The following is a 12,509-nucleotide window of genomic DNA, read 5'->3' on the forward strand; positions in this document are numbered from 1 at the left end:
ACGAAGAGGGCTATCCCTCAAGCCCTTCCGGGACCTTTGAAGGGATAGCCCCCCGGTTCAGAATGCAAGCGACAGGTAGCTGAGCGAGCCCATCTCGTAACTGCGGTGAAGTTCCCGGACCTCGGAAGCCGGATCTCCGCTGCCGAAGGCGATGTACAGCGGCACGAAATGCTCCGGCCGCGGGACGGCGATCCGCGCGTTCGGCGCGAGCTCCTCGTACCGGAACAGCGCCTCCAGATCGCGCTTCCTCATATGCTCGACGAGCCAATCGTCGAACGCGACGGCCCAGGCGTCCGGCTCCTTGGCGTACGGGTTCATCGCGCGGAAGTTGTGGACCGTCGCTCCGCTGCCGATGACGAGAATGTCCTCGCGGTCCAGCCCCCGGAGCGCTTCGCCGATGCGGAATTGCTCCTTCGAAGGCAGGAACGGATTTACCGAGACCTGGACGACCGGAACGTCGGCTGCGGGGAACATCCGGGACAAGACGACCCAGGCGCCGTGATCCAGCCCTCTGCGGGTGTCGAACCGCGTGGCGATCCCTCTCGCATGGAGCAAACCGGCCACCCGTTCGGCAAGCTGCGTCGAGCCTTTCGCCGGATACTTCATCTCGAACAACGCCTGCGGAAATCCGCCGAAATCGTAGATCGTGTCGTATACGCCGTTCGTGGAGGAAATCGTCAACGTCTCGCTCTCCCAATGGGCGGTGAAAAGGACGATCGCCTTCGGACGGAGCGACTTGCCGTATTGTTCAAGAAACATCGCGCACGCGTTACTGTCGATCGCCATCATGGGCGAACCGTGGCCGACGAAAATAGGCGATATTATGGCGGTCATCCCCTTGTATACAGCATATTAAGTTACTTTTCATAAGTTACTGTATAATAAAATGTAAAAAGGGTCAAGCCCCTCCGTGGGACTTGCGACCGGCCGCGTTCGCCGACGATATCGACTGCTGTCGTTATGGATGCGAGTGAGCGACGATTTCATGCGTAAGCTTCAGCTAGGGCTGCGGCGGTCAGCTGCGCGCTGCGGCCGCTTCGGCGATGGCCTCGTTCACCCGAACGAGCGGATAGGCGGTCGGCCGGACGGCGTTCCGTTCAGCTTCAGCGTTCCGGCGCGGATCATCCGAGCGACTTCCGCGGCGCCGTGCCGGGATGCATCCAGGAACCGACGACCCAAAGCTGCTTCGTCAAAAAGGATACCGGAACGCACGTCGCCACGCCGCCGACCCAGACGGCCGTCCCGGCCGCAAGAAGGGCACCGTTTATGCCTCGAGCTTCGATACGATTCTAAAAAAAGAAGCTTCCACTCCGCTTCAACCGCGGTGTTGGAAGCTTCCATGTCCCGGGAACTGGCCCGGGTCTAACCTACCTTCACCGTAAATGGAACGATGAACGTTTTCCCGGCTCGTTGAAATTGCCCCCCAATTTTATAAACGCCGCTCTCCGGAAATGCCGTCATAAACTTGGCGTCGGGCCCGGACGCTCCCTCTTCCGCCGGATGCACGTGCAAGTAATGCTCGGTGTCCGCGCTTATAATGACAACGTGGCCGACGGCTCCCAGATACGGCTCCAGATCCTCGATCGGCTCGCCCGTCGAGGCGTCCGTCAGATGGAACGTCAGGTTGACGTCCCTGCCCGCCAGCAAGCTGTCGAACGACATTTAAACCTTGACCCGCTGCAGCCTGAGCGCGTTCAGCACGACCGAGACCGAGCTCAGCGCCATGGCCGCCCCGGCCAGCCACGGGGCGAGCAGCCCGCTGGCCGCGATCGGAATGCCGACGACGTTGTAGGCAAGCGCCCAGAACAAATTTTGCCGAATGTTGCGCATCGTTCTCCGGCTCAGCTCGATGGCGTCGGCGATGCCGTTCAAATCGCCGCGCATCAGCGTCACGTCCGCCGTCTCCACCGCGACGTCCGCGCCCGTGCCGATCGCGATGCCGATATCGGCCGTCGCCAGCGCGGGAGCGTCGTTGATGCCGTCGCCGACCACGGCGACTTTGCGTCCCGCGCTCTGCAGCTTCCGGACTTCCGCCGCCTTCTCTTCCGGCAGCACTTCCGCCAGCACTTCGTCGATGCCGGCCGACCGGGCGATCGCGGCCGCCGTCCGCTCGTTGTCGCCGGTCATCATGACGACCCGCAGCCCGCGCGCCTTCAGCCGGCCGACCGCCTGCGCGGACGTCGTCTTGATCGTATCCGCGACGGCGATCGCCGCCGCGTACGATCCGTCGACCGCAGCGAGCATGACCGTCTTCCCTTCCGCTTCCAGACGGCTCATCGCCTCCAGAACGTCGGCCGGCACCGGTACGCCCCGCATTTCCATCAGCTTGCGCGTGCCGACGAGCAAGCTGCGGCCGTCCGCCGAAGCCTGAATGCCGTAGCCCGGAATCGCCTCGAACGATTCGGCTTCCCCCAGCGGAACGCCGCGTTCGCGAATGCCCCGCACGATCGCCTTCGCCAGCGGATGCTCCGAGCGCCGCTCCGCCGAGCCGATCCAGGCGAGCAGCTCCGGCTCGCTGCGCCCCGGGGCCACGAGGACGTCCGTCAGCTCCGGCTCGCCCTTCGTAACGGTGCCCGTCTTGTCGAGCACGACGGTATCGATCGCATGCGTCGCTTCCAAATGCTCGCCGCCCTTGAACAGCACGCCGAGCTCCGCCGCCCGGCCCGAGCCCGCCATAATCGAGGTCGGCGTGGCGAGCCCCAGCGCGCAAGGGCAGGCGATGACGAGAACGGCGATCGCCGCTTCGAGCGCCGAGGAGAAGCTGCCGCGGTCGACGGCGAGAAGCCAGACCAGGAAGGTAACGACGGCGATGCCTGCGACGATCGGGACGAAGATGCCCGAGATGCGGTCCGCCACCCGCTGAATCGGCGCCTTCGAGCTCTGCGCCTGCTCGACGATGCGAATGATTTGCGACAGCGCCGCCTCCTTGCCGATTCGCGTCGCGCGCACCTTCAGCGTGCCGTTCTTGTTGATCGTCGCGCCGTAGACGGTGTCGCCCGCCCGCTTATCTACCGGCATGCTCTCGCCGGTCAGCATCGACTCGTCCACGGCCGAGACGCCTTCCGTCACTTCGCCGTCCACCGGCACCTTCTCTCCCGGCCTGACAACGCAAATCTCACCGACGGCGATCTCTTCCACCGGGACGGTCCTTTCGACCCCGTCGCGGAGGACGAGAGCCGTTTTCGCCCGCAGCTTCATGAGCGAACGGATCGCTTCCGACGAACGGCCTTTCGCCATCGCCTCGAACAGCTTGCCGAGCAGAATGAGCGTAATGAGCGCCGCGCTCGTCTCGTAATACATATCGACCCGGTGATGGGCGGGCATCCCGATCGACTCCAGCGTCAAATACAAGCTGTAAAAATAAGCGGCCGAAGTTCCGAGCGCCACGAGCACGTCCATATTGGCGCTGCCGTTGCGCAGCGCTTTGTAGGCGCCGACATAGAATTGCCGGCCGATGACGAATTGGACGGGCGTAGCCAGCGCGAGCTGGAACCACGGATTCAGGAACAGCTCCGGGACCCCTATCCGCGACGTGAACGAGAAATGGCCGACCATCGCCCACAGCAGCGGCAAGGAGAGCACGGCCGACACGATCAGCTTGCGGCGCTGGCGGACGATCTCCCGCTTGCGCTTCTCCGCCCCTTCCGACGGTTCCTCTGTCTTCTGCGCCGCCCGGTAGCCGAGCTGCTCGACTTTGCGGACCACATCGTTCAAAGTCGCCCCGCCCTCCGGAGCCAGTTCGACATGCGCCGATTCCATCGCCAGATTGACGGTCGCCCGCCGAACTCCCGGCAGCTTGTTCAGCCCTCTCTCGATGCGGGCTGCGCAAGCCGCGCAGGTCATGCCGCCGATGTCCAACTCGTAGGCCTGCAGTCGTTCCGTTTTCGTGAGCGCGCTCATGGGGAACCTCCTCTGAAATTCTTTATACCCCCATAGGGTATCTAAGATACTGAAAAGAAGGAGCCCCCGCATCCCGGATGGCTCCGCGAAGCCTTTCTGCGTCAGACGACGTCGTAGCCTTGATCCTCGATCGCTTCCTTGATCGCCTCGACGCCGATCTTGGATTCGTCGAATTCCACCGCGACGGACCCCGCCGCCAAATCCACTTTCGCGTTCGCTCCCAGCTTGCGCACCGCGCCTTCGACGGAGTTGACGCAATGGCCGCACGACATGCCTTCCACTTTCAACGTGATATTGGTCATAAGTATACCCTCCGTAGGTTTATTTCATCAGTTTGTTGACGGTGACCAACAGCTCGTCGATGACTTCGTGCTCGCCTGCCTGAATGCGCTCCACGATGCAGCTCTTCATATGTCCTTCCAGCAGCAGCCTGCCGACGCTGTTCAGCGCCGATTGGGCCGCGGCAATCTGGTTCAGGACGTCATCACAATACGTATCCTTCTCGATCAGGCCTTTGATACCGCGGATTTGCCCCTCGATCCGGTTCAATCGCGACAGCAGGTTCGCTTTCGTTTTGTCCGAGTGATGACTCTTCCTCTCCGTCCCGCCTGCAGAGCAGTCGTCCAGGGAGTCATGCCCGTTCGCAGTCTGATTTGCCATAATTCGGTCACCTCACATGCTCATCATAGTATACCCCCATAGGGTATGTCAAGCGCTGGATCGTTATCTGCCAAAAAAGCGGGCGAAAGCCCGGAACGTCAATCTCTTTCATAGATCGAACCCGACCGGCTCGCGAAAAACTCCGCATACACCTTCTCCGCGTAAGCGTCCGTCATGCCCGAAATGTAGTCGGCCGCCAGCCGTTCCCACGGCCACTTGTCTCTCTGCCGCTCGTAGCTCTCCAGCCAGTCCGGCGGAATGATCAGCCTTCCGGTCTCGTATTCCTTGAAGCTGTCCCACAGCCTGCGGATCATCACCTCGCTGCGCTTGTGCAGCCGCTGCACGCGGAAATCCTTGATGAGCGTCACCCACGCCAGCTTCTTCAAAATTTCCATCGTCCGCAGCAGTTCCAAATCCTCCGCTCCTTCGCGAACGAACGTGACTCTTTTCCACCCGGTGGCCGGATCGTCGATAATGCCCACCTGGTTGGCGAATTTGCGCACCCAGCGCGCCTTCATCTCCCGCCTCGTCCGCGAAGGCTCCTGTCCGCATTCGGCGAAAATCATCTCCCACTGCTGCACGAACTGGCTGAGCACCTGCTTCACCATCGCGGTCATGTCCACGAGGTCCCAGCTCATGCTCTTGTTGCCTTGATCGTTCACGATCTCCTGAATCAAATTGGCAACCAGACGATCGTCTTCGAAAAGGCTGCGGCTCATCTGGATTTTGCCCGCCCGGATGCCGTCCTCCAGATCGTGCGTGGAATAAGCGATGTCGTCGCACAGGTCCATCAGTTGGGCTTCGAGCGTCGCCACGCCTTCCGGCATCCCCCACAAGCCGCGCAAATAGGCGATGCCCTCCCACTCGCGCGCGAACACGCCTTTGAGGCGGCCCGGCTCGTCGATGCAGAACGGATATTTGTTGATGCCGAGCAGCACCGCCGCCGTCAGGTCGAGGCCGCTGTCGCTGCCCGCCCGCTTCTCGAGGAACATCAGAATCCGGTAATTTTGCGCGTTGCCTTCGTATTTCATGCCGTGCTCCGCGGTCAGCACGTCGTTCAGCACTTCTTCTCCCTTATGCCCGAACGGGGGATGGCCGAGATCGTGCGCAAGCGCCGCGACTTCGACGACCTCCGGATCGATCATCAAGCCGGGATGCTCCTTCGCGGCCAGGAGCGGATAGCTCTTGCCGAGCCGCCGGGCTACCTCCCGCGCGATTTGCGACACTTCGAGCGAATGGGTGAGGCGCGTCCGGTAATAGTCGCCGGAGCCCGCGCCGAACACCTGCGATTTTCCTTGCAGCCGCCGGAACGCCGGAGACTGGATCAGCCTCGCGTAATCTTTCTCGTATTCGTCGCGGTCATCCCCCGAATAAATATTTTCTGTATCGAACAATCTCAATTTGCGCACGTTCATAGCTTGTCACCTCGATCATGCCTTTAAGCCATTGTATTTGTTTTCGTTCGGTTGCGCCAGCCTTCCGGCGCCCGCAAGCAAAAAATTCCGTCAACAAAGTTGACGGAATTTGTAAGCTTATCGGAAGCTGGCGCGACATTTGCCCGATTTCGGCAGCTAAAGGAATGCCGCGCCGATCAGACGTACTTCATCAAAATGCCTTCGACATGCTGCAGATGGCGCTTCATGCTGTCCGCAGCCGATGCGGCGTCCCCTCGGGCGACGGCCTCGAAGATGGCCGAGTGCTCCTCGTACAGCCGCTCCGCGACGGAGCGGTTCGCGTACAGCTCGACCCGGCGAACCTCGCGGATCGCCTGCTCCATCGGCGTCATGATCGAGTCGAACAGCCGCGCCATCATTTTGTTGCGCGTCGCGGCGACTAGCGCCAGATGGAACTGCACGTCCGTCCGTTCCCCTTCGAGATCGTCGCCGATCGAAGATGCCATGTCGGCGACGACGGCCCGCAGCGCCGCGACGTCCTGTTCGCTTCGCTTCTCGGCGGCGAGCGCGGCGATCGACACCTCCAGCAATTGCCGGACTTCGATCAGCTCGAGCAGCGTCTCCCGGTTCATGCGCAGCGACTCCAGCTCGGGCAGGCCGTCCGGCGCCAGGCTGTTGCGGACGACGGTGCAGCCGCCGCCCTGGCGTATCTCGATGAGGCCCATCGCCTTCAGCGCGCTCAGCGCCTCGCGGGTCGTCGAGCGGCCGACGCCGAACCGCTCGGACATCTCCTTCGTCGACGGCAGCTTGTCGCCGACGCGCAGCTTGCCCTCGAGAATTTGCCGTTTGAGCTGCTCCGTAATTTCCTCGTAGTGGTTCCGTTTCGATACCGGCGTGACTTCCATTCCATCGGCTCCTTGTTCCGAATTACCCGACGATCAGCGCGTACACGACGCCCGGCCCGTGCACGCCGATCGTCAGATCGTTCTCGATGTCGGACGAACGGCTCGGCCCGGAGATAAAGTGAATGCCCGCCGGCAGCCGCTTGCGCCCGGCCCGGTCGAACTCGGTCAGCACCTCGCCGAGCCTCGTTCTCAGCCGCTCGACCGGAAGGACGATCATGAGCACCGTCGGCAGCAGCGACACCGAGCGCCCTTTGTCCTTCGAAGAGAGGACGGCGACCGAACCTGTGTAGGCGGCCGCGTAGTCGGCCATGACGACGCCGAAGTCGGCTTCCGCCGAGCGGGCTTTCCAACAGATGTCCGGGTCGGTGTTCCAGACGGACACCTGCGCTTCCGGCAGCGCCTCCTCCAGGCCGAGCGCCGCCAGCTCGGGCTCGTTCTGGCGCACGATGTAGCGCGCGCCCATCTCCGCCGCCTTGCCCGCGATGAACTCGCGGACGGCGTCCATGTCCGGCAGCCGGGCGACGTGGCCGCCCACGCTGCGCCAATTGCCGGCGAATCGCTCGATTCGCTCCTCCGGCGTCCATTCGAAGCCGCGCCAGAACTCCGGCGCGCCCCGGAACGGCTGGGCCGGTGCATCCGTTGGGCGCGGCCGCCCGAGCCTCTGCGAGATGCCGCCTACGAACGCCGATTGCTTGGCGCGGGACTTCGCTTCCATCTCCCGCAGCCAGTCCGCATGCGTCTCAGCCATGACCGTGTCCCCCTCCGTCTTGTTTCCGGCGCTTGATCGCTTCTTCCATCCGGCTCTTGACGTCGGGACTCATCTCCCGCAGCCCTTCGCGAATCTCCTGATCCAGCGTCGCGAAGCGCTGCCGGAACGACATCTTCGGCAAGCTCGGCGCGACGCGGTAGCTGTTCCACCCTTTGAGCGGCCCGAGCTTCGTCCGGATGCCCCCGTCGCGGACGACCAGCTTCTGGCCGATCTGCCCCATCTTCACGGCCATCCGGTACCGCTTCGCGTTGCCCATAACCGCGGCGAAGCCCTTCATCCCCGCGCCTTCCAGCTTGTTGCCGTAGCCCTTCTCCACCTTGCGGCGGCGAAGGTAGATGAGCATCTCGTGCAGCGGAATTTTGACGGGACACGCCTCGTAACACGCGCCGCACAAGCTCGAAGCATTGGCGATATCGTCCCATTCCGCGACGTTTTTATTCAGCGCGGGCGTGAGCACCGCGCCGATCGGTCCGCTGTACGTGCCGCCGTACGCGTGCCCGCCGATGTGGCGGTAGACCGGGCAGGCGTTCAGACAAGCGCCGCAGCGGATGCAATTGAGCAGCTCCTGGAACTCGGGATCTCCGAGCTGCAGCGACCGCCCGTTGTCGACGATGATGATGTGCATCTCGTCGGGACCGTCCGCGTCTTCCGATCGGCGCGGACCGGTAATGGCCGACATGTACATCGTCAGCTTCTGGCCGGTGGCCGAGCGCGGCAGCAGCGTCGCCATCACCTCGAGATCCTCGAACGAAGGGATGATGCGCTCCATGCCCATGAGCGTAATTTGCGTTTTCGGAAGCGTCGTCACCATCCGGGCGTTGCCCTCGTTCTCGAACAGCACCATCGAGCCGGTCTCGGCGATGGCGAAGTTGCAGCCGGTCATGCCGATGTCCGCCTCGAGGAAGTTCTCGCGAAGCTTCTTCCGCACGAAACCCGCAAGCACGGTCGTGTCCGCTTCCAGCTTCTCGCCGGCGACTTCCGAGAGCAGGTCCGCGATCTGGTAGCGGTTTTTGTGAATGGCGGGAATGACGATATGGGAAGGCGTCTCTCCGGCCAATTGAATGATATATTCGCCCAAGTCCGTCTCGATCGCTTCGACGCCGATCTCCTGGAGCGCATCGTTCAGGTGCAGCTCTTCGGACACCATCGACTTCGATTTGACGACCGTTTTCGCCTGCTTGCGCCGCGCGATCTCCAGCGCGATCTTCACCGCGTCCGCGCCGGTGTCGGCGAAATGCACGTGAACGCCGTTCGCCCTCGCGTTGTTCACGAACTGATTCAAATAATAATCGAGATGGGCGATCGTGTGAAGCCGGATTTGCCGCCCGCGCTCCCGCCATTCGTCCCAGTTGCCGTGTTCCGCCGACGCGTTCTTTTTCCCGTTGCGCAGCCTCTCGGTCGTGAACTTCACCGCTTTGCGCAGGAAATCGTCGTTCAGCGCCAGTTCCGCCCGTTCCTTAACGGTGCCCGCGGCCGTCTTCGCGCTCATAGCAGATTCGCCCCTTCCGCCAGCAATTCGGCCAGATGCATGACGCGCACCGGCTCGTTCCGGTATTTCAGATTGCCCGCGATGTTCATCAGGCAGGCCATGTCGAGTCCGACGAGCACTTCGGCTTCGGTCTCCTTGACGTGATCCGCCTTCTCCGTCACCATCGCGCCGGAGATGTCCGCCATCTTCACCGCGAACGTGCCCCCGAATCCGCAGCAGTCTTCGGCGTACGGCAGCGGCACGAATTCGAGACCCTTCACGTTCCGCATGAGCGCCATCGGCTCGTCCTTGACGCCGAGCAGCCGGCTCCCGTGACACGAAGGGTGGTACGTGACCTTGTGCGGGAACGTGGCGCCGACGTCCGTCACGCCGAGCACCTGCACGAGAAACTGCGTAAACTCGTAGGATTTCGCCTGCAGCTCGCGCGCTTTCTCCAGCATGACCGGATCGTTCTCGAACAGCTTCGGATAATGATGGATCATGCCGGTGCAGGAGCCGGACGGCGAAATGACGAAATCGCTGTCTTCAAACGCTTTCAAAATCGTTCTCGCCGATTCCCGCGCTTCCTCCCAATACCCGCTGTTGAACGCCGGTTGGCCGCAGCACGTCTGCACGGCCGGAAATTCCAGCCGGACGCCGCAGCGGGCCAGCAGCCGGACCATCGCCTCCCCGACCCGGGGATAAATCGCATCGCTCAAACATGTAATAAACAAGGATACTTTCATGGCGCACCCCATTTTCTTGATCTAATCTTATTATCAGGTTATCAGACAGGTTTGGCAATAGGAAAATGTGCCGTCTTGGCACTATTGGGGGCTTATCCCCGCAAATCAGTCGGGCCGCAGCCGGGCTGTTCGGTTCCTGCCTTTATTCGGTCCGTTTGCGCCGATTTGGCGACCCGACGAACGAAGAGCAACTTAGCTACAGGGATAAGCCTATGCAAGCTGTTTTTATCCACTAGCTTTGCATAAAAACTTCAGATACTTATCTAGGAGACTTTTGGGGATGTTTATTCCCATCCAAAGTCCCCTTTTTGATTCGCGTGGAACCTCTAAGATGCCAATCGGGGATTGCCTTGGCTCTTACGGACCCTGAATCCGTTATTCGCTTCAAACCGTCCCCCAATCGTGGAAAATCCGACGCATAGCGGAACCCGTGTCCGTTAGAACATCAAAAACGCGATTTTGGGACAAATAACGGCCAGTTTGAGGCTGTCGATTAACTGTTGAAAAGTGCGCTTCAGGTCGTCCGGGATGGCAGACATCGAGGGGTTGTGGGGATGGAGGGAGTTTGGACGTGAATTGAAGTAGGAATGGCTCGGTCATTTAAGCCCCTTGCTTCCTTTGCGTCAGGCGAGGCGGGAACGTCGAAGAAACCCATGCTTTACGGTGCTTAAGCACCGAACCATGAGTTTGAGATTGACCACGATGGCCGCCAAGATGGCTTTGATGCCAAGTGCTTTCTGACTTCGGGTCTTCGGTCTGCCCAGGCCGCAGTCGTTTTTCAGTTCCGCATTTTTTCGTTCGATCCGTGATCGTTGCCGAAGCAAGGCTTGCCCTTCGATGCTCGCGTTGACTGCGCTGGCTCGCTGGTAAACATCGGAGTAATCGCTCCGAAACACACTTCGACCCGACGGATTCGCTGTGCATTCTTCGCGTAACGGACATTTGCCGCATACTTTCCCGAAATAATATTGGGTGCCCTCCAACTTTGGGTTGTGTTTCTTGCGCAAGGACGTGTTTCCATTTGGGCAGCGGTAAACATCGTTTTCGCGTTCGTACTGGAACTGGCTGTTCGGGTACAGTCCCGTCGGGTTCACCGCCGGAGGAACAGGGGCGACAATTTCCACACCGACAGACTGAAGCCGCGTGCGCTGGCGGCCATGGCCGTAGCATGTATCCCCCAACAAGGCTTGAGGGCGGATTCTCCAGAAGGTCAGCGCGCTATGTACCATGTCAAACGTCGCTTCCCGGTCGTGCTCGCTGGCGGGAATGACTCGCACATCGAGGACGACACCGCTGCTGGTGCATAAATTTTGCGTTTTGTATCCTTTGATTCGCTTCGTGCTGGTCTTCATCCCGATCCGGGCGTTCGGGTCGCTGGCGCTGATGATCCGGTTGGCCGGCCGCTCTGCACGGGGAATTTTTTCGTAGGCGATCGCTTCAGTTGGGTCTGTGCTCAAGCGAGTGGGTTCGGTCGTCCCTGCAGAATGAACGTCGGAGTCTGGTGATGCCGCTTCAAGCGGCACGGACGAGCCATCTTCGGGACCGGACGGGCGGCTGTTCTCCGAGAGCACTCGGCGGAGAATCGCTTGGAGCTGAAGGGATTTCTGTTGCGCCGATACATTCGTCCATTGCGAGAACTTCTCCGCCACGTCCGGCGTGTCAAACCACTCTAGCAAAGCGTGCGCTTGGGTGGCCAGCTTGCTGAAGGCGAGCAGTTGCTCATGCTTTTGCGTCTGCGAGGACAGGCGAGTCGCTAACGCGTCCAGCAGGAGGGCTTGTTGCGCCAACACATACAAGGCGGGGTAACTCCGCTTCAAGTGTTGGAGAACCCGGAGCGCCGCTTGCTGGATCAGGCGATGAGCGCCGACCATGGCAAGGCCTGGGTTGCAGGGGAACGAGTCCATGATCCACGATTCGTCGCGATCTCCCCAGATTCCCAGACTGTACATTTGAGCAAGGATGTAAAGGTGGCAAGCGCGGAACAGTCCCAGTCCCATGCGCTGGCGGTCCAGCGCGATCGTGCTATGGTCGAAGCCGAAAAACTCTACCGGCAGTCCCAAAAAACGCTTGATAAACAAATCTCCAATGACTTTTTCTTCGGCTAGCCGATCGGACAGAGCGTAGTACACTTGCACAAGGTGAATCTTTAGTTTGAGAGAAGGAGCATAGGGGTGTTGGCCACGACCACTGTACAAAAAAGCGCATAACGAGTCGGCAAACGTGAAGTCGACCTTTTCAGCGACAGGGCTCCAAAAGGGATGTTTTGGGAGGTTGGAGTAGACCAGCATATCTGTGAAAGAAATTTGGTCGAACGTTTTATAGCGAATAGGCGATCTCATTGAAAAACCTCCCGAAACCGTATATGTTCATTATACAACGGAATCGGGAGTATTCGTGAGAAAAAGGGGTATTTTGTTCAAAATATCGCTAATATTGGGTTTTTATTTTCGAACGCCTGCTCACTATCCACAATGAATCGACAGCCTCAGTTTGTCCGTAAGCGTTCGGAGTCCTGCCCGGTCATGCTCCATGAAGCCCTAAAAACGCCTAAGGCGTTTTTGCTTGTGGATAAATAGGGCTTGCTGAACGATTGTTTAGCAGAAATTCAGGGCAGGGCGACGGCGGAACAGGAAGGCGAAAATAAGGCAAAAAAGAACGCGGAGCCTG

At 60.5% G+C, this 12,509-nt stretch carries 11 protein-coding genes; all 11 read right to left on the bottom strand.

The annotated features are described in order from the left end of the window. Positions 1–57: 57 nt before the first annotated feature. The gene (locus G485_RS0113995) at positions 58–825 is read right to left on the bottom strand and encodes a DODA-type extradiol aromatic ring-opening family dioxygenase (RefSeq protein ID WP_027093067.1); all 768 of its coding nucleotides are present in this window, start codon (positions 823–825) and stop codon (positions 58–60) included. A gap of 537 nt (positions 826–1,362) precedes the next feature. Beyond that, the gene (locus tag G485_RS0114005; RefSeq protein ID WP_027093068.1) at positions 1,363–1,662 is read right to left on the bottom strand and encodes a hypothetical protein; all 300 of its coding nucleotides are present in this window, start codon (positions 1,660–1,662) and stop codon (positions 1,363–1,365) included. Further along, the gene (locus tag G485_RS0114010; RefSeq protein ID WP_027093069.1) at positions 1,663–3,900 is read right to left on the bottom strand and encodes a heavy metal translocating P-type ATPase; all 2,238 of its coding nucleotides are present in this window, start codon (positions 3,898–3,900) and stop codon (positions 1,663–1,665) included. Between the two features lie 101 nt (positions 3,901–4,001). Continuing rightward, positions 4,002–4,202, bottom strand: a complete 201-nt coding sequence (copZ, locus tag G485_RS0114015; protein ID WP_027093070.1) for a copper chaperone CopZ — start codon at positions 4,200–4,202, stop codon at positions 4,002–4,004. Between the two features lie 19 nt (positions 4,203–4,221). Continuing rightward, positions 4,222–4,560, bottom strand: a complete 339-nt coding sequence (locus G485_RS0114020) for a metal-sensitive transcriptional regulator (protein WP_027093071.1) — start codon at positions 4,558–4,560, stop codon at positions 4,222–4,224. Positions 4,561–4,658: 98 nt separating this feature from the next. Beyond that, complete coding sequence (locus G485_RS0114025; protein ID WP_027093072.1) at positions 4,659–5,975, bottom strand: deoxyguanosinetriphosphate triphosphohydrolase family protein; 1,317 nt, start codon at positions 5,973–5,975, stop codon at positions 4,659–4,661. A 176-nt stretch (positions 5,976–6,151) separates the two neighbouring features. Beyond that, on the bottom strand, positions 6,152–6,859 hold the full coding sequence (locus G485_RS0114030; protein WP_027093073.1) for a FadR/GntR family transcriptional regulator: 708 nt from the start codon (positions 6,857–6,859) through the stop codon (positions 6,152–6,154). Between the two features lie 22 nt (positions 6,860–6,881). Then, positions 6,882–7,607 carry a LutC/YkgG family protein gene (locus tag G485_RS0114035; RefSeq protein ID WP_027093074.1) on the bottom strand — a complete coding sequence of 242 codons (726 nt, stop codon included), beginning with the start codon at positions 7,605–7,607 and terminating at the stop codon, positions 6,882–6,884. Continuing rightward, on the bottom strand, positions 7,600–9,117 hold the full coding sequence (locus G485_RS0114040) for a LutB/LldF family L-lactate oxidation iron-sulfur protein (protein WP_027093075.1): 1,518 nt from the start codon (positions 9,115–9,117) through the stop codon (positions 7,600–7,602). The genes G485_RS0114035 and G485_RS0114040 overlap by 8 nt, the downstream gene beginning before the upstream one ends. Next, the gene (locus tag G485_RS0114045) at positions 9,114–9,842 is read right to left on the bottom strand and encodes a (Fe-S)-binding protein (protein WP_027093076.1); all 729 of its coding nucleotides are present in this window, start codon (positions 9,840–9,842) and stop codon (positions 9,114–9,116) included. Before G485_RS0114045 ends, G485_RS0114040 begins: the two co-directional genes overlap by 4 nt. A 623-nt stretch (positions 9,843–10,465) precedes the next feature. Further along, positions 10,466–12,181, bottom strand: a complete 1,716-nt coding sequence (locus G485_RS0114050) for a transposase (RefSeq protein WP_027093077.1) — start codon at positions 12,179–12,181, stop codon at positions 10,466–10,468. Between the last annotated feature and the right edge of the window lie 328 nt (positions 12,182–12,509).

Source organism: Cohnella thermotolerans DSM 17683 (assembly GCF_000429825.1).
In the GTDB taxonomy this organism is placed as follows: domain Bacteria; phylum Bacillota; class Bacilli; order Paenibacillales; family Paenibacillaceae; genus Cohnella; species Cohnella thermotolerans.

Coding starts and splice junctions, on each gene's coding strand:
- G485_RS0114020 (WP_027093071.1), bottom strand. CDS start 4,560: ATGGCAAATCAGACTGCGAACGGGCATGACTCCCTGGACGACTGCTCT.
- G485_RS0114045 (WP_027093076.1), bottom strand. CDS start 9,842: ATGAAAGTATCCTTGTTTATTACATGTTTGAGCGATGCGATTTATCCC.
- G485_RS0114025 (WP_027093072.1), bottom strand. CDS start 5,975: ATGAACGTGCGCAAATTGAGATTGTTCGATACAGAAAATATTTATTCG.
- G485_RS0114040 (WP_027093075.1), bottom strand. CDS start 9,117: ATGAGCGCGAAGACGGCCGCGGGCACCGTTAAGGAACGGGCGGAACTG.
- G485_RS0114005 (WP_027093068.1), bottom strand. CDS start 1,662: ATGTCGTTCGACAGCTTGCTGGCGGGCAGGGACGTCAACCTGACGTTC.
- G485_RS0114010 (WP_027093069.1), bottom strand. CDS start 3,900: ATGAGCGCGCTCACGAAAACGGAACGACTGCAGGCCTACGAGTTGGAC.
- copZ (WP_027093070.1), bottom strand. CDS start 4,202: ATGACCAATATCACGTTGAAAGTGGAAGGCATGTCGTGCGGCCATTGC.
- G485_RS0114030 (WP_027093073.1), bottom strand. CDS start 6,859: ATGGAAGTCACGCCGGTATCGAAACGGAACCACTACGAGGAAATTACG.
- G485_RS0114050 (WP_027093077.1), bottom strand. CDS start 12,181: ATGAGATCGCCTATTCGCTATAAAACGTTCGACCAAATTTCTTTCACA.
- G485_RS0114035 (WP_027093074.1), bottom strand. CDS start 7,607: ATGGCTGAGACGCATGCGGACTGGCTGCGGGAGATGGAAGCGAAGTCC.